This is a genomic window from Pseudomonas sp. NFACC42-2, from assembly GCF_900116055.1.
GTDB classification, from domain to species: Bacteria; Pseudomonadota; Gammaproteobacteria; order Pseudomonadales; family Pseudomonadaceae; genus Aquipseudomonas; species Aquipseudomonas marginalis.
In genome coordinates, this window is record NZ_FOZO01000016.1 from 99,909 (window position 1) to 116,703 (window position 16,795).

Below are 16,795 nucleotides of genomic sequence, written 5' to 3' on the forward strand. Positions count from 1 at the left end.
GACCCTCACGCCACGAGGCACCTCATGATCCGCGAAGAATTCCTGCGTTTGGCCGCTGCCGGCTATAACCGTATCCCCCTGGCCTGCGAAACCCTGGCCGACTTCGACACGCCGCTGTCGATCTACCTGAAGCTGGCCGACCAGCCCAACTCCTACCTGCTGGAATCGGTACAGGGCGGCGAGAAATGGGGCCGTTACTCGATCATCGGTCTGCCATGCCGCACTGTGCTGCGGGTGCGCGACCATCATGTGAGCATCACCCATGATGGCGTCGAGATCGAAAGTCATGACGTCGAAGACCCGCTGGCCTTCGTCGAAGCCTTCAAGGCGCGCTACAACGTGCCGACCATCCCTGGCCTGCCGCGCTTCAATGGCGGCCTGGTGGGGTACTTCGGCTACGACTGCGTGCGCTATGTGGAAAAACGCCTGGGCAAATGCCCGAACCCGGACCCCCTGGGCGTGCCGGACATTCTGCTGATGGTCTCCGACGCGGTGGTGGTGTTCGACAACCTCGCCGGCAAGATGCATGCGATCGTGCTCGCCGACCCGTCCCAGGCCGACGCCTTCGAGCAAGGCCAGGCCAGCCTCGAAGCGCTGTTGGAAAAACTGCGCCAGCCGATCACCCCGCGTCGCGGCCTGGACCTTACCCGTCCGCCGGCAGCCGACCCGGTGTTCCGCTCCAGCTTTACCCAGGATGACTATGAGCGTGCGGTCGACACCATCAAGGAATACATCCTCGCCGGTGACTGCATGCAGGTGGTGCCGTCGCAACGCATGTCCATCGACTTCAAGGCGGCGCCCATCGACCTGTACCGGGCGCTGCGCTGCTTCAACCCGACGCCGTACATGTACTTCTTCAACTTTGGCGACTTCCATGTAGTGGGCAGCTCGCCGGAAGTGCTGGTGCGTGTCGAGGACAACCTGATCACCGTGCGCCCGATTGCCGGCACACGCCCGCGTGGCGCGACCGAAGAAGCGGATCTGGCGCTCGAAGAAGACCTGCTCAGCGACGACAAGGAAATCGCCGAACACCTGATGCTGATCGACCTGGGCCGTAACGACACCGGGCGTGTCTCGGAAATCGGCTCGGTGAAATTGACCGAGAAGATGGTCATTGAGCGCTATTCCAATGTGATGCACATCGTGTCCAACGTTACCGGCGAGCTGAAGGCCGGGCTGACCGCAATGGACGCCTTGCGGGCGATTCTGCCGGCGGGCACCTTGTCGGGCGCGCCGAAGATTCGTGCGATGGAAATCATCGACGAACTGGAGCCGGTCAAGCGGGGTGTCTATGGCGGCGCCGTGGGGTATTTCGCCTGGAACGGCAACATGGACACCGCCATTGCGATTCGCACGGCGGTGATCAAGGACGGGGAACTGCACGTGCAGGCCGGTGGCGGGATTGTCGCCGACTCGGTGCCGGCCCTCGAATGGGAAGAAACCCTGAACAAGCGCCGCGCGATGTTCCGCGCCGTAGCGCTGGCTGAACAGACCCCCAATTCTTGAGGTTTCCCCCATGTTGCTGATGATTGATAACTACGATTCCTTTACCTACAACGTTGTGCAGTACCTGGGGGAGCTGGGCGCCGAGGTCAAGGTGGTTCGCAACGACGAACTGACCGTGGCCGAAATCGCCGCCCTGAACCCGGAGCGCATCGTGGTTTCGCCGGGCCCGTGCACGCCGACCGAGGCGGGTATCTCCCTCGAGGCCATCCAGTACTTCGCCGGCAAGCTGCCGATCCTGGGCGTCTGCCTGGGCCATCAATCCATTGGCCAGGCCTTTGGCGGTGATGTGGTGCGCGCGCGCCAGGTGATGCACGGCAAGACCAGCCCGGTATTCCATAAAGACCTGGGCGTATTCCAGGCACTCAACAACCCGGTGACCGTGACCCGCTACCACTCGCTGGTGGTCAAGCGCGAAACCCTGCCGGACTGCCTGGAACTGACCGCCTGGACCCAGCTGGAAGACGGCACCGTCGACGAGATCATGGGCCTGCGTCACAAGACACTGAATATCGAAGGGGTGCAGTTTCACCCTGAATCGATCCTGACCGAGCAGGGCTACGAGCTGTTCGCCAACTTTCTCAAGCAGAGCGGCGGCACGCGCTAAGGACTTTCCATGGATATCAAGACTGCCCTGAGCCGTATCGTCGGCCATCTGGACCTGAGCACCGCTGAAATGAGCGATGTGATGCGCGAAATCATGACCGGTCAATGCACCGATGCGCAGATTGGCGCCTTCATGATGGCGATGCGCATGAAGAGCGAAAGCATCGACGAGATCGTCGGCGCCGTATCGGTGATGCGTGAGCTGGCGGACAAGGTCGAGCTCAAGACCCTCGACGGCGTGGTCGACGTGGTCGGCACCGGCGGTGACGGTGCGAACATCTTCAACGTCTCGACGGCCTCGTCCTTTGTGGTGGCGGCGGCGGGCTGCACCGTGGCCAAGCACGGTAACCGTGCGGTGTCCGGCAAGAGCGGCAGTGCCGACCTGCTGGAAGCGGCCGGCATTTACCTGAACCTCACGCCGGTACAAGTGGCGCGCTGCATCGACAACGTCGGCATCGGCTTTATGTTTGCCCAGTCCCATCATGGTGCGATGAAGCACGCCGCCGGCCCACGCAAGGACCTTGGCCTGCGTACCCTGTTCAACATGCTCGGCCCGCTTACGAATCCGGCCGGTGTGAAGCACCAGGTGGTAGGCGTGTTCAGCCAGGCGCTGTGCCGGCCATTGGCTGAAGTACTCCAACGCATGGGCAGCAAGCATGTGCTGGTGGTGCATTCCAAAGACGGCCTGGACGAGTTCAGCCTGGCCGCGCCAACGTTTGTGGCGGAGCTGAAGGATGACCAGATCAGCGAATACTGGGTCGAACCGGAAGACTTGGGCATGAAGAGCCAGAGCCTGCACGGCCTGGCGGTGGAAAGCCCGGCGGCGTCCCTGGAGCTGATTCGCGATGCTCTGGGGCGTCGTAAGACCGAGAACGGTCAAAAAGCCGCGGAAATGATTGTTCTGAATGCTGGCGCGGCACTTTACGCAGCCGATCATGCCTATAGTCTTAAGGAAGGTGTCGAATTGGCCCACGATGCGCTGCACACAGGTCTGGCTCGTGAAAAGCTCGAAGAGCTGGGAGCATTCACCGCTGTATTCAAGATGGAGAATGAAGGATGAGTGTGCCGACCGTTCTGGAAAAAATCCTGGCCCGCAAGGCTGAAGAAGTCGCCGAACGCCGTTCCCGTGTGAGCCTGGCCGAGTTGGAGGCCCAAGCGAAAGCCGCTGATGCGCCACGTGGATTTGCCAAGGCACTGATTGCCCAGGCCAAGCTCAAGCAGCCGGCCGTGATCGCGGAGATCAAGAAAGCTTCGCCGAGCAAGGGCGTGATTCGCGAAAACTTTGTACCGGCGGAAATCGCCGTCAGCTACGAGAAGGGTGGGGCGACTTGCCTGTCGGTACTCACTGACATCGATTTTTTCCAGGGTTCCGACCTGTTCCTGCAGCAGGCCCGCGCGGCCTGCAAGTTGCCGGTGATCCGCAAGGATTTCATGGTCGATCCGTACCAGATCGTCGAAGCCCGTGCCTTGGGCGCCGACTGTGTGTTGTTGATCGTCTCCGCATTGGATGACGTGAAGATGGCCGAGCTGGCGGCCGTGGCCAAAAGCGTTGGCCTGGATGTGTTGGTGGAAGTGCACGACGGCGATGAGCTGGAGCGCGCGCTGAAAACCCTCGACACCCCGCTGGTGGGGGTCAACAACCGTAACCTGCACACCTTCGAAGTCAGCCTGGAAAACACCCTCGACCTGCTGCCGCGTATTCCGCGCGACCGCCTGGTGATTACCGAGAGTGGCATTGTCAACCGTGCCGATGTGGAGCTGATGGAAATCAGTGACGTTTATTCGTTCCTGGTGGGTGAGACCTTCATGCGTGCCGAGAACCCGGGGGCGGAACTGCAGCGTCTGTTCTTCCCGGAGCGTGGCGTGGCGGTCAGTGGTTCCACTCTCGATTGATTTGAAATGCGATCAACGTGTGGGAGGGGGCTTGCCCCCGATGGCGGCGGTTCAGTTGGAGCATTCTCGACTGACACACCGCTATCGGGAGCAGGCCCCCTCCCACATTTGGGTTTGTGTTTATTCAGATAGGTAGGTGCCCATTGATCCAGCCAGTGTCGATGCGTGTTGAAGCAGGCCTTGCCGCCGAGCAAGCCTTGTTGGCCGCCGTTTGCGCGGGTGAGCAGGCGTTTGGGTTGTTGTTCTGGCAGCCCAGCGATCAGGCACTGGTGATGCCACGCCGCTTGAGCCGATTGCCTGCTTTCGATGTCGCCAGCCGCGTGTCTGCGGATGCCGGTTGGCCGGTGCTCTTGCGCGAAACCGGCGGCGAACCGGTGCCGCAGTCCAGCGCCACGGTCAATATCGCCCTGGTCTACGCTCCGCCGCGCAGTGAGGGTGATCAAGGTCGCATCGAAACCGGTTACCAGCGTCTATGCCAGCCGATCTGCGATTTACTTATCGAGTTGGGCGGCGATGCCTCCGTCGGGGAAATCGACGGTGCATTCTGCGACGGTCGTTACAACGTCAACCTCAACGGGCGCAAAATGGTCGGCACTGCCCAGCGCTGGCGGCAAAGCGGGGGCCGCCCGGTGGGGTTGGTGCACGGTGCGTTGTTGCTGGATAACGATCGTGAAGAACTGATCGCGGCGGTCAATCGTTTCAACCAAGCCTGCGGCCTGGAGCAACGGGTTCGTGCCGACAGCCATATTGCCCTGCACGAAGCCTTCCCCGCGCCGGACGCAATCAGCCGGCTGGACACCTTGTACCGTCAGATGCTGGCCAGCTTCCTGCCGGCTTAACGGGTACCGAACACCACCATCGTCTTGCCTTTGACGTGCACCAGGTTGCGCTCTTCAAGATCCTTGAGCACGCGGCCGACCATCTCCCGTGAACAACCGACAATGCGCCCGATTTCCTGGCGGGTGATCTTGATCTGCATGCCGTCGGGGTGAGTCATTGCATCGGGCTGCTTGCACAGCTCCAGCAGGCAACGGGCCACACGTCCGGTGACGTCGAAGAACGCCAGGTCGCCAACCTTGCGCGTAGTGTCTCGCAGGCGCTGGGCGATTTGACCGCTGAGGGCGTAGAGAATGTCGGGGTCCTGCTGGGCGAGTTCGCGAAACTTTGCGTAACTGATCTCGGCCACTTCGCACTCGACCTTGGTCCGCACCCAGGCGCTGCGCTCCTGCTCCTTGCCTGCTTGTTCAAACAGCCCCAGCTCGCCGAAAAAATCCCCGGTGTTCAGGTAGGCGATGATCATTTCGCGGCCGTCTTCATCCTCGATCAGGATGGTGACTGAGCCCTTGATAATGAAAAACAGTGTTTCGGAGCGCTCACCGGCGCAGATGATGTTGTGCTTGGCGGGATGGCGCCGGCGCTGGCAGTGCATCAGCAACTTGTCGAGATTCTTGATCTTGGGTATGGGCGTAAGAGCAACCATGGTTGTATCCCGAAAGGCAGCGCGAGGTGGTTGGAGTTGTTGTACTTAGCGGTATCGGCATTGATACACGTTGTATAAAGGGTGGCAATACGCCACTCCTTTGGCGCCAGCTTAACAGACACATTCTGACTCGATTAGCGAATTTTCCGAGTCAGCTCCGTTATTGATCGCTTTGATGGGAAGCGCGGTTGCGCCCGGGCCCTGTGCTAAGCTGGCGACCCTTTTTTAGCAGTGGAGTCTGGGCGATGAAGGCACGCATCCAATGGGCGGGCGAAGCCATGTTCCTCGGTGAGTCGGGCAGTGGCCATGTTGTGGTCATGGATGGCCCGCCGGAAGCCGGTGGCCGTAACCTGGGCGTACGCCCGATGGAAATGCTCCTGCTTGGTGTGGGCGGTTGCAGCAATTTCGACGTGGTCAGCATCCTGAAAAAATCCCGCCAGGCCGTGGAAAGCTGCGAAGCCTTCCTGGAAGCCGAGCGCGCCACTGAAGATCCCAAGGTGTTCACCAAGATCCACATGCATTTCGTGGTGAAGGGCCGGGCGTTGAAAGAGGCCCAGGTCAAGCGCGCCATTGAGCTGTCGGCCGAGAAGTATTGCTCAGCGTCGATCATGCTCGGCGCGGCCGGTGTGGCCATCACCCATGACTACGAGATCATCGAATTGGGTTGATCGCCAGTCGACAAAAGAAAAGGGCGCTGGATAGCGCCCTTTTTTGCAGCCGCAGGTTTAGTCAGATGCGGTAGGTGCTTTTGGTCATGACCTTGGCCAGCAGGCTCATGCCGAATCGTACTGGCGCCGGGAAGCGGAAACCGCCGGCATCCAGCGCACTTTCGGCGTGGTGCTCCTCATCGATACGCATCTGCTCAAGAATCGCCCGGGACTTTTCGTCATCGGCCGGCAGTTGCTCCAGATGTTCATCCAGGTGCTTGCACACTTGATGTTCCGTCGCGGCGACAAAGCCGAGGCTGACCTTGTCGCTGATCAGGCCCGCAGCCGCGCCGATGCCGAATGACAAGCCGTAGAACAGCGGGTTGAGCACGCTGGGATGGCTCCCCAACTGGCGAATACGTTGCTCGCACCAGGCCAGGTGATCGATTTCTTCCTCGGCCGCATGCTCCATGGCTGCGCGCACCTGCGGCAGCTTGGCGGTCAGGGCCTGGCCCTGGTACAGCGCCTGGGCACAGACCTCACCGGTATGGTTGATACGCATCAGGCCTGCGACATGGCGGGTCTCGGTCTCGCTCATCTGCGCGTCAGGCTGCACGATGGCGGGCGACGGGCGGTACGGTTGGCCGCTGAAGGGCAGCAGTGTGCGCATGGCCATGTCGGCTTGCAGCAACAGACGGTCAATGGGCGAGTAGTGACGTTGGGTAGTCATGCTGACCTCCGGGAAGAATCTCGGCGGCCAGTTTACCGCAAGAGAGAGGAACGCGTTTGCCCTGAGTCAAGGGCATGGGGTCGCAGCCTTGGGCTGCGCCCCTTGTAGCGGGCTATTTCAGCCCGGCGGCCAGTTCATCTGGCGCTGGCCCAGCACATGCATATGGATGTGGTAAACGGTCTGCCCGCCGTCTTCGTTGCAGTTCATCACTACGCGGAAACCTTTCTCGCAGCCTTGCTCCACCGCCAAGCGCTGGGCGGTGAACAGAATATGGCCGGCCAGGGCCTTATCCTCTTCGGTCAAGTCATTCAATGTACGGATAGGTTTCTTCGGGATAACCAGAAAATGTACCGGCGCCTGTGGGGCAATATCGTGAAAGGCGAGGACTTGATCATCTTCGTAGATAATCTTCGCGGGTATTTCTCTGTTGATGATCTTGGTGAACAGAGTATCCACAGCTGTTTCTCCATTATGAAAGTGCAAGGTGAGTGTACCCAGGCGATCAGCGCGGGCAATAGGCCTTGTTGATCGCACCGGCGATCTTGCGAGTCAGCCAGCGCGGGCTGAAACGCGGGCTGAAGGCCAGCCAGCGATTACGTCGTCCAGGAATGATGATGGCTTTGTTCTTTTCCAGTGCGCGCACGGTATAGAGCGCCACTTCTTCCGGACTCATCAATTGTTCGCTGCGTTCGAGTCTGGCGGTGTCCATCTGCGCCGTACCGAAGAAGGCGGTGCGCGTAGGACCGGGGCAAAGCACCGAGACCTTGATGCCGCAGGTCTTGAGTTCTTCGCGCAAGCCTTCGGAGAAATGCAGCACATAGGCCTTGCTGGCGTAGTAGCTGCTCATCCACGGGCCGGGTTGGAACGCGGCGACCGAGGCAACGTTGAGAATCTGCCCGCCACCGTGCAGCGCCATGGTATTGCCCAAGGCGTGACACATGCGGGTGAGGGCAAGGATGTTGACTTCGATGAGGTCTTGTTCGGTCATCCAGTCCTGGGCCAGGAATGGCCCGCTGGTGCCAATGCCGGCGCAGTTCACCAGCAAATCGATCTGCCGCTCGCCTTCTTCCAGCTCCAGCAGGAACCCGGACAAGCGCAATGGCTCGCCGAGATCGCATGCCCGAAACAGCACCTCGACGCCGAAGCGTTGGGTCAATTCGATTGCAATGCTTTCCAACTGATCACGCTGGCGGGCCACCAGAATCAAGCTGCGGCCGCGACGGGCCAGGGCTTCGGCCAAAGCCAGGCCGATGCCGCTGGAGGCACCGGTGATCAGAGCGTAACGGGTCATGCCTTTCTCCATCGCAACACGCCGCGCCTGGGATGGAGGCATCTCAGGCGCGGCGCGTTTCTTTACTGTTCTGGAGAGTCTACAGGTTCGGCCGCGTCGTCAGCACTTTGCGCGTCTTCCTCATCGACGATCACGCTTTGGTCGGCGTCTTCATCGGAGGTGATGGAGCTGCTCTCGTAGCTGCTGTCCACGTTGGTTTCGAGTTGATCCAGGTAGCCGTTCATGCCCAGCGACACCACGATGATGAGCATCAGCGGGATGAATGCCAGCCACAGTGAGGCCAGGACCTTCACCGCGGTGGAGTTGCGCGGTGGCGGTGCGCCGTACTGGTTGGCGCCGGTGTTACCTGGCATGACCAACAGCAGCAGCGGGAAAATACTGTTCACCAGCGGTACCAGGTTCAGCAGGTACAACCAGCCGGACCAGCCCAGGTCGTGCAGGCGCTGCACGCCGATCTGCACGCTCACGACCACAACCGCGACGAACAGCGCGAAGCCCAGCAGCGAGCCGAGGATAATGGCTATGGTCGGTGACGCGGTCGCGATGGCAAAGCCCACAGTACTGAGGATGCCGGCTGCGACGAGCATGGCGACGGTCAGTACCAGCGTCCATGCCAGGTACCGCAGACGACCAATACGGCCATTGATGGTGAAGACCTTGAGGGTGGCGTATTCCGGCAGGCTTTCACCTACGGCGGCACGCGGCGGTGCATACGGCGAAGCGGCAGGGCGGGAGAGGTCAGCTGCGCCGGAATCTGTTTCGTGGGTTTCGGCAAGGCTGAAGGCTACGGGCTGTTCGGCCTCGATACGTGCGTCCACCCCGGCGTTTTTCAGCGCGGTGAGGTAGGTTTCGGCGTCGGGGCGGGAAAGGTCGCGTTTCAGTGCAACAACGCGGCCGGTGAAGAGTTTCTCGATGTCCTCGACCGTGCTCTTGAACAGTTCAGCCAGGTTCAGCTTGGCTGTGGTGCTTTCGACACCCGGGAGCAAGGCCCCATCAAACACAATCTTGAAACGGTTGTCGCTCATGCGGGCATCCTTGTCACTGAATCAGTGGGGTAGTGCAGGCCTGCTCGATCGGCAGGCCTTGCGGTTGGGTCAGCGTGGCCAGCGCAACTGTGTCGCCTGTTCGCGCGCCTTGCGGTATTCGGCATCCAGGCGGGCAACGAGTTCATCGACGCCGGGTAAATCATTAATCTCACCGACACCTTGGCCTGCAGACCATACGGTCTTCCAGGCCTTGGCTTCGTCGCTCAGCGGCTTGAGCTTGGAGCCGAAGTTTACTTCGCCTTTGCCCTGCAGGGCAGCGAGGTCGAAACCGGCATTTTCCAGGCTCTGGCGCATAAAGCTTGCGGGCACGCCGGAGACAGCGGGAGTGTGCACGATGTCGGCGGCGCGTGATGTGAGCAGCATCTCTTTATACGCATCCGGGGCGTGGCTTTCGGTGGTACCTATAAACCGTGTGCCGAAATACGCCAGGTCTGCCCCCAGCAACTGGGCGGCGAGTATCTCATGGCCGTGGTTAAGGCAGCCGGCCAGCAGCAGGGTCTTGTCGAAGAATTGGCGAATTTCTGCGATCAGCGAAAACGGGCTCCAGGTACCGGCATGGCCACCGGCGCCTGCGGCCACGGCGATCAGGCCGTCGACACCGGCTTCAGCGGCTTTTTCGGCATGGCGCCGGGTAGTGACGTCATGAAACACCAGGCCGCCGTAGCTGTGCACGGCATCTACCAGTTCTTTCACTGCGCCCAGGCTGGTGATCACGATTGGCACCTTGTGCTCGACGCAGATCGCCAGGTCCGCCTGCAGGCGAGGGTTGCTGTTGTGCACGATCAGGTTGACGGCGTAGGGCGCAGGATTGTCCAGCTGCGCCAAGCCCGCTTCGATTTCCTCCAGCCAGGCTTTGAAGCCACTGCTCTCGCGCTGGTTGAGCGCCGGGAAGCTGCCGACCACGCCGTTGCGGCAGCAGGCCAGCACCAATTGCGGGTTGGAAATCAGAAACATCGGCGCCACCACCACGGGCAGGCGCAGACGTTGTTCAAGCAGAGCGGGCAGCGACATTGGAGGTACCCCGAGTAATGAAGTTAGAACGGTTTGACCACGACCAAAATTACGATAGCCAGCAATATCAGAACCGGGACTTCATTGAACCAGCGATAAAAGACATGGCTGCGGGTGTTTTCGCCACGGGCGAAACGTTTTACCTGCGCGCCGCACATATGGTGGTAGCCAATCAGGAACACTACCAGGGTCAACTTGGCGTGGATCCAGGCGCCCGATTGAAAGATGCCGGGGTTAAGGGCTATCAGCCAGATACCGAACACCAGGCTGGCCAGCATCGCCGGGCCCATGATGCCGCGGTACAGCTTGCGCTCCATGACGCTGAAGCGTTCCTTGCTGACAGTGTCCTCGCTTTGAGCATGGTAGACGAACAGGCGCGGCAGGTAGAACAGCCCGGCAAACCAGCAGACGATGCTGACGATATGGAAGGCTTTGACCCATAGATAAAGCATTTTTAGTTATTCCCAGGTTCACGGTAGCGCAGATAGTAGTGGCTCATGCGCCCATACGTCACGTTGACGGTTGTCGCAGGACGATACGGCCCCTATTATCGACGGCTTTCCAGTGGGTTCGTTGAGGGCAGGTTTATGGTCAAGGTCGGTATCGTCGGCGGCACGGGTTACACCGGTGTCGAATTGCTGCGTCTGTTGGCTCAGCATCCGCAAGCTGAGGTCGTGGTCATTACCTCTCGATCCGAGGCCGGTCTGGCCGTGGCCGATATGTACCCGAACCTGCGAGGCCACTACGACGGCCTGGCGTTCAGCGTTCCGGACATCAACACCCTTGGCGCCTGCGATGTGGTGTTCTTTGCCACTCCCCATGGCGTTGCCCATGCGTTGGCTGGCGAACTGCTGGCCGCTGGCACCAAGGTCATCGACCTGTCGGCGGACTTCCGCCTGCAAGACGCCGACGAATGGGCCAAGTGGTACGGCCAGCCTCACGGTGCACCGGAACTGTTGGAAGAGGCGGTGTACGGCCTGCCGGAAGTCAATCGGGAGCAGATCAAGCAGGCGCGCCTGATCGCCGTGCCGGGTTGCTATCCGACGGCGACGCAACTGGGCTTCCTGCCGTTGCTCGAGGCCGGGCTGGCGGATGCTTCGCGCCTGATCGCAGACTGTAAGTCGGGTGTCAGCGGCGCCGGTCGTGGAGCAGCGGTAGGTTCCTTGTACTCCGAGACATCGGAAAGCATGAAGGCTTACGCAGTAAAAGGGCATCGCCATCTGCCAGAGATTCGTCAGGGGCTGCGGCGCGCCGCCGGCCAAGACGTAGGCCTGACCTTCGTGCCACACCTGACGCCGATGATTCGTGGCATTCATTCCACGTTGTACGCCACCGTGGTCGATCGTTCGGTAGACCTGCAGGCGTTGTTTGAAAAGCGTTATGCCAACGAGCCGTTCGTCGATGTGATGCCTGCCGGCAGCCATCCGGAAACCCGCAGCGTGCGAGGCGCCAACGTGTGCCGGATTGCGGTGCATCGTCCGCAGGATGGTGACCTGGTGGTGGTGTTGTCGGTGATCGATAACCTCGTCAAGGGCGCGTCGGGCCAGGCGGTGCAGAACATGAACATCCTGTTTGGCCTGGATGAAAAGCTGGGTCTGTCCCACGCCGGCATGCTGCCTTAAAACGATTTACTGACTGCGCAAAAGGCCCGTTGATCGGGCCTTTTGGGTTTCTAATGGCGGCGATGCAGATTGATATACCGTAACAATAGTTGACCGCTTTTCTAGGAGAAGCGGATAATACCCGCCATTACGCATATGGCGGCGCTACGCCGGGAGATTATCAGCATGAGCGTTGAATCCTTCACCCCCACGGCTTTGCAATTTACCCACGGTGCTGCGCACAAGGTGAAGAGCCTGGTCGATGAAGAGGGTAATGATCGCTTGAAGCTGCGCGTATTCGTTACGGGCGGCGGTTGTTCAGGGTTTCAGTACGGTTTCACCTTCGATGAAGATGTGGCTGACGATGACACCATCGTTGAGCGCGAAGGCGTTAGCCTGGTCGTGGACCCGATGAGCTTCCAATACTTGGCAGGCGCCGAGGTGGATTACCAGGAGGGTCTGGAGGGTTCGCGTTTCGTGATCAAGAACCCTAACGCGACCACCACCTGTGGTTGCGGCTCTTCGTTCTCGATCTGATCGACAGCCTGATCTACAACGAATAAAAACGCCGCTTGGCTTTGATCGGCCAAGCGGCGTTTTGCTGTCTGCGATTCTGGCGAGGTGTTCGTCAGGCAGGGTAGATCGCGCCAAGTACCCTTAGCCCGCGTGCGCCGGTGACACTGGGCCGGTTGGCGGCAATGCCTTCCAGGCAGCAGTGAGCCAGCCAGGCGAAGGCCATGGCTTCGACCCAGTCCGGGTCTACGCCGTGGGTGGCGGTGCTGCTGACTTGAGTGGATGGCAACAACGCGGCCAGACGATTCATCATTGTGGTGTTATGGGCGCCGCCGCCACAGACGAGTAACGTTTCTGTCTCGGGCTGCGCTGTTTGCAGGGCCTCGACGATGGTCAGGACGGTCAGTTCCAGCAGGCTGGCCTGTACGTCCTGGGGTTCAAAGGCGGGCAGGCGGCCAAGATGCTGGTGCAGCCACCCGAGGTTGAACACTTCACGGCCGGTGCTTTTCGGGCCTTTGGTCAGGAAGAATGGATCGCTGAGTAGTGCGGCGAGTAGTTGAGGCTCGACCTTGCCACTACCCGCCCACTGCCCGTCACGGTCAAAGTGTTCGCCGCGCTGCTGTTGAATCCAGGCGTCCAGCAGCACATTACCTGGGCCGCAGTCGAAGCCGGCTACGGGCTTGCCGGTTTCGATCAGGCTGAGATTGCTGAAGCCTCCAATATTCAACACTGCACGGTTGCCGGTGCTTTCGCCAAACAACGCTTCATGAAAGGCGGGCACCAGAGGCGCGCCCTGGCCGCCAGCGGCAACATCGCGGCTACGGAAGTCGCTGACTACGCTGATGCCCGTCAGCTCCGCAAGCAGTGCCGGGTTGCCGATCTGCACGGTAAAGCCTCGGGCGGGTTCATGACGGATGGTCTGGCCATGGCTGCCGATCGCACGTATGTCTTGAGGCTTGAGGTTGTGCTGGTCGAGCAATGTGTGAATGCCGTGGGCGGCGAGTGTGACCCAGTGCTGCTGGGCTATCGCTGAGCGGGCAATCTCATCCGGGCCGCTGGCGCACAGGCTTAACAGCTCTGCACGCAGGGTGTCCGGCATCGGTGTGTAGTGGGTGGCGATCAGATTGACCGCCGAACCTTGTTCGATCAGGGCGATGTCCAGGCCATCGAGGCTGGTCCCGGACATTACACCTATATAGAACGGCATACCTTAACGCTTCGCCGAAGCAAGCAGGGTGGAGCGCTCCTGGTCCATGCGCGCCATCAGCGGCTGGCTTTGTTGCATAAAGCGTGCGCGCTCGGCCTTGGCGATCGGGTCGGCCATCGGCAGCTTCTGTCCCAATGGGTCGACGTGCACACCATTGACCTGGAACTCATAGTGCAAGTGCGGTCCGGTGGACAGGCCAGTGGTGCCGATATAACCGATTACTTGGCCTTGCTTCACATTGCCGCCTGTTTTCACGCCCTTGGCGAAACCTTGCATATGGCCATACAGGGTGCGGTAGGTGTTGCCGTGCTGGATGATCACCGTGTTGCCGTAGCCACCGCGGCGCCCTGCGAGCAGGACCTTGCCATCGCCAGCCGCCTTGATAGGCGTACCGCGCGGGGCGGCATAGTCGACGCCTTTGTGGGCGCGGATTTTGTTCAGAATTGGATGCTTGCGACCCATGGAGAAACGCGAGCTAATACGAGCGAAATCCACTGGAGTGCGGATGAAGGCCTTGCGCATGCTGTTGCCGTCGGCGGTGTAGTAGCTGCTGTTGCCTTGCTTGTTGGTGTAACGCACTGCGGTGTAGGTCTTGCCACGGTTGGTGAAGCGTGCGGAGAGAATGTTGCCGGTGCCGACCACTTTGCCGTTGGCGACTTTCTGCTCGTAGATCACGTCGAATTCATCACCCTGGCGGATGTCCTGAGCGAAGTCGATGTCGTAGCCAAACACGCTGGCCATGTCCATGGTCATGCTATGGGACAAGCCAGCGCGCGCGGCAGATTGCGACAGTGAGCTGTTGATCACGCCGTGAACGTAGGCAGAGCGCATGACTGGCTTGGTGGTAATACGGTTGAAGGCAAAGCCTTTGGCGCCCTTGGTCAGGGAGATGCTCTCGAGGTCACTGACGCTGGTGTGCAGGTTGTTCAGCTGACCGTCTGGTGTCAGTTCGAATTCCAGTTTCTGGCCATGTTTGAGCTGGGTGAATTGCTTGGCTTGTTTATCGCTGGCCAGTACATCGTTAACGGTGGCTGCGGGAAGGCCTACCTTCTCGAACAGGGTCGAAAGCGTATCGCCTTTCGCCACGATCACTTCGCGGTGTTGAGGGTTCTTGGCATTGTCTACTACGGGTTTTTTCTGTTCTTGAACGGCTTGCTGGGTGTCTTCCGGCGTGTTTTCGATCTGGGCAAACGGCGATTCAGTGGGAGCATTTGTGGCTTGTTGGGCGTCGGAAGCGTCTTGATCTTGTGTCAGTTGTTCAACTGGACTCTCCAAGTCAAGGCTCAGGGATGTTCGTTTGGCCTCTACGTCACTGGAAGGAAATACCAGGAGTGCCAGGCTGAGAAGGGCGGCGATACCACTTGCTGCGAGCAGGTGGGTCTTCGGGTAAAGCGGCGGCGCTTTAGACGGTTCAGTGGTCATAGGTAATTTGACTTTGAAGATGAAATGGAAAAGATGAATGACATGATGAAGATGAAATAACTGTATAAAATATAACCAAATCATCTGTGACGCAAGCTCGCGAACGCTGGGCTTGCTGAACGGTGTCCGTGCGCAGGGCAAAACTTGTAATTAGTCCCTGATCTTGTATGGTTGGTTCCCTTTTGAATCTGAGCCTTGCGGGTCTGTTATGAAGTCGGTTGAAGAGCAGCTAGCGCTGATAAAACGTGGTGCGGAAGAACTGTTGGTCGAGGCCGAGCTGATCGAAAAGCTCAAGCGTGGCCAACCCCTGCGTATTAAGGCTGGCTTCGATCCGACGGCGCCGGACCTGCACCTGGGTCATACCGTGCTTATTAATAAGCTGCGTCAGTTCCAGGAATTGGGGCATCAGGTGATCTTCCTTATAGGTGATTTCACCGGGATGATCGGCGATCCGAGCGGTAAGAGTGCGACACGCCCGCCGCTGACCCGTGAGCAGGTTCTCGATAATGCCGAGACCTATAAGACCCAGGTATTCAAGATTCTTGATCCGGCCAAGACCGAGGTGGCGTTTAACTCCACCTGGATGGATCAGATGGGGCCGGCGGACTTCATTCGCCTCACTTCCCAGTACACCGTGGCGCGCATGCTTGAGCGCGATGACTTCGACAAGCGCTATTCAACCAATCAACCGATCGCGATTCATGAGTTCCTGTATCCGCTGGTTCAGGGTTATGACTCGGTAGCGCTGCGCGCGGATGTTGAGTTGGGTGGTACCGATCAGAAATTCAACCTGCTGATGGGGCGTGAGTTGCAGCGTGCTTATGGTCAGGAGGCTCAGTGCATCCTGACCATGCCGTTGTTGGAAGGGTTGGATGGCGTCAAGAAAATGTCCAAGTCCCTGGGCAACTATGTAGGCATCCAGGAGGCTCCGGGTGTGATGTACGGCAAGCTGGTCTCTATCCCGGATGCGTTGATGTGGCGCTACTTCGAGCTGTTGAGCTTCCGCTCGATGGATGAGATCGATGCGCTGCGTGCGGATGTAGAGGCGGGTGCCAATCCTCGTGACGTGAAGATCAAGCTGGCGGAAGAGATCGTTGCGCGTTTCCATGGTGAAGAGGCTGCGGCCAGTGCTCACCGTGCGGCAGGTAATCGCATGAGAGACGGCGAGCTGCCGGATGATCTACCTGAGATTGAATTGACGGCTACTGAGGCCATGCCGATTGCGGCAGTCCTTAATAAGGCTGGTCTGGTGAAGAACTCGGCGGTTGCGCGTGACCTTCTGGGGTCTGGCGGTGTGCGTATAGATGGTGAGGTGGTGGATCGCACCTTTATATACGAGCTGGGTGCTACCCACGTTTGTCAGGCGGGGAAGAAGGCATTTGCGCGTATTACGCTCAAATCCGAATAAACCTGAAATTAAGTGTTGACGGCGAATTGTATCTGTCTATAATTCGCCCCACTTCCGGCGCAGTCGAAACGTAAAACTCCTTGGTAAACAACGAGTTATGCAGGATTAGATAGCGGATTGCTTCAGTTCATCGAAGCCCAGAAGTAGTTGGTAGAGTCGTGTTGTTTGGCGCTATTAACGATTCGATCTTCTCGGTCGAAAGCGGAGAAAAAGAGGTGTTGACAGCAGCGTGTAACGCTGTAGAATTCGCCTCCCGCTGACGAGAGATCGCAAGCGCAAGTGGTTGAAGTTGTTGAAGAAATCTTCGAAAGCTTCTGAAAATAATCACTTGACAGCAAATGAGGCTGCTGTAGAATGCGCGCCTCGGTTGAGACGAAAGCTCTTAACCAACCGCTCTTTAACAACTGAATCAAGCAATTCGTGTGGGTGCTTGTGGA

Annotated in this window: 18 protein-coding genes; 9 read left to right on the forward strand and 9 right to left on the reverse strand. The window is 59.3% G+C overall.

The annotated features are described in order from the left end of the window. Positions 1-24 precede the first annotated feature (24 nt). From trpE to BM416_RS23265, 5 genes are all read left to right on the forward strand, one after another. On the forward strand, positions 25-1,506 hold the full coding sequence (gene trpE, locus BM416_RS23245) for an anthranilate synthase component I (protein WP_092489589.1): 1,482 nt from the start codon (positions 25-27) through the stop codon (positions 1,504-1,506). A gap of 10 nt (positions 1,507-1,516) precedes the next feature. Continuing rightward, positions 1,517-2,110, forward strand: coding sequence for an aminodeoxychorismate/anthranilate synthase component II (locus BM416_RS23250; protein WP_092489590.1), 594 nt, complete (start codon positions 1,517-1,519; stop codon positions 2,108-2,110). 9 nt (positions 2,111-2,119) lie between these two features. Next, positions 2,120-3,169 (forward strand): anthranilate phosphoribosyltransferase, encoded by a 1,050-nt coding sequence (gene trpD, locus BM416_RS23255; RefSeq protein ID WP_027605895.1) that lies wholly within the window; start codon positions 2,120-2,122, stop codon positions 3,167-3,169. After that, on the forward strand, positions 3,166-4,002 hold the full coding sequence (gene trpC, locus BM416_RS23260) for an indole-3-glycerol phosphate synthase TrpC (protein ID WP_065925374.1): 837 nt from the start codon (positions 3,166-3,168) through the stop codon (positions 4,000-4,002). Before trpD ends, trpC begins: the two co-directional genes overlap by 4 nt. Before the next feature lie 143 nt (positions 4,003-4,145). After that, complete coding sequence (locus BM416_RS23265; RefSeq protein ID WP_065938246.1) at positions 4,146-4,841, forward strand: lipoate--protein ligase family protein; 696 nt, start codon at positions 4,146-4,148, stop codon at positions 4,839-4,841. Here the strand turns inward: BM416_RS23265 and crp are convergent. Further along, entirely contained in the window at positions 4,838-5,482 is a 645-nt protein-coding gene (gene crp / locus BM416_RS23270; RefSeq protein ID WP_027605892.1) for a cAMP-activated global transcriptional regulator CRP, read from the reverse strand. The two genes, BM416_RS23265 and crp, sit on opposite strands and share 4 nt — an antisense overlap. Positions 5,483-5,727: 245 nt before the next feature. Here crp and BM416_RS23275 point away from each other — a divergent pair, with 245 nt between their 5' ends. Further along, positions 5,728-6,150, forward strand: coding sequence for an OsmC family protein (locus BM416_RS23275; RefSeq protein ID WP_005792019.1), 423 nt, complete (start codon positions 5,728-5,730; stop codon positions 6,148-6,150). Positions 6,151-6,211: 61 nt separating this feature from the next. Here BM416_RS23275 and coq7 read toward each other — a convergent pair whose 3' ends face one another. The 6 genes from coq7 to hemJ all read right to left on the reverse strand — a co-directional run bounded on the left by coq7 (position 6,212) and on the right by hemJ (position 10,659). Next, positions 6,212-6,859 (reverse strand): 2-polyprenyl-3-methyl-6-methoxy-1,4-benzoquinone monooxygenase, encoded by a 648-nt coding sequence (gene coq7 / locus BM416_RS23280; protein ID WP_027605891.1) that lies wholly within the window; start codon positions 6,857-6,859, stop codon positions 6,212-6,214. 117 nt (positions 6,860-6,976) lie between these two features. Further along, on the reverse strand, positions 6,977-7,315 hold the full coding sequence (locus tag BM416_RS23285) for a histidine triad nucleotide-binding protein (RefSeq protein WP_005792015.1): 339 nt from the start codon (positions 7,313-7,315) through the stop codon (positions 6,977-6,979). Positions 7,316-7,361: 46 nt separating this feature from the next. Continuing rightward, entirely contained in the window at positions 7,362-8,150 is a 789-nt protein-coding gene (locus BM416_RS23290; protein WP_065938247.1) for an SDR family NAD(P)-dependent oxidoreductase, read from the reverse strand. 62 nt (positions 8,151-8,212) lie between these two features. Further along, positions 8,213-9,175 carry a DUF805 domain-containing protein gene (locus BM416_RS23295; protein ID WP_092489591.1) on the reverse strand — a complete coding sequence of 321 codons (963 nt, stop codon included), beginning with the start codon at positions 9,173-9,175 and terminating at the stop codon, positions 8,213-8,215. Between the two features lie 69 nt (positions 9,176-9,244). Continuing rightward, a complete protein-coding gene (locus BM416_RS23300; protein ID WP_092489592.1) occupies positions 9,245-10,207 on the reverse strand; it encodes an NAD(P)H-dependent flavin oxidoreductase in 963 nt (320 codons plus the stop codon). 23 nt (positions 10,208-10,230) lie between these two features. After that, positions 10,231-10,659 (reverse strand): protoporphyrinogen oxidase HemJ, encoded by a 429-nt coding sequence (hemJ, locus tag BM416_RS23305; protein WP_027605887.1) that lies wholly within the window; start codon positions 10,657-10,659, stop codon positions 10,231-10,233. A 135-nt stretch (positions 10,660-10,794) separates the two neighbouring features. Between hemJ and argC the strand changes: the two genes are divergently transcribed. Continuing rightward, entirely contained in the window at positions 10,795-11,829 is a 1,035-nt protein-coding gene (gene argC, locus BM416_RS23310; protein ID WP_065938249.1) for an N-acetyl-gamma-glutamyl-phosphate reductase, read from the forward strand. 165 nt (positions 11,830-11,994) lie between these two features. Further along, positions 11,995-12,345, forward strand: a complete 351-nt coding sequence (gene erpA / locus BM416_RS23315) for an iron-sulfur cluster insertion protein ErpA (protein ID WP_003176443.1) — start codon at positions 11,995-11,997, stop codon at positions 12,343-12,345. A 91-nt stretch (positions 12,346-12,436) separates the two neighbouring features. Here erpA and BM416_RS23320 read toward each other — a convergent pair whose 3' ends face one another. Together BM416_RS23320 and BM416_RS23325 are read right to left on the reverse strand one after the other, a co-directional pair. Beyond that, complete coding sequence (locus BM416_RS23320; RefSeq protein WP_092489593.1) at positions 12,437-13,528, reverse strand: anhydro-N-acetylmuramic acid kinase; 1,092 nt, start codon at positions 13,526-13,528, stop codon at positions 12,437-12,439. A 3-nt stretch (positions 13,529-13,531) separates the two neighbouring features. Further along, entirely contained in the window at positions 13,532-14,950 is a 1,419-nt protein-coding gene (locus tag BM416_RS23325) for a peptidoglycan DD-metalloendopeptidase family protein (RefSeq protein WP_092489594.1), read from the reverse strand. A 208-nt stretch (positions 14,951-15,158) separates the two neighbouring features. Here BM416_RS23325 and tyrS point away from each other — a divergent pair, with 208 nt between their 5' ends. Continuing rightward, complete coding sequence (gene tyrS / locus BM416_RS23330; RefSeq protein WP_027605883.1) at positions 15,159-16,358, forward strand: tyrosine--tRNA ligase; 1,200 nt, start codon at positions 15,159-15,161, stop codon at positions 16,356-16,358. The last annotated feature ends 437 nt before the right edge of the window (positions 16,359-16,795 follow it).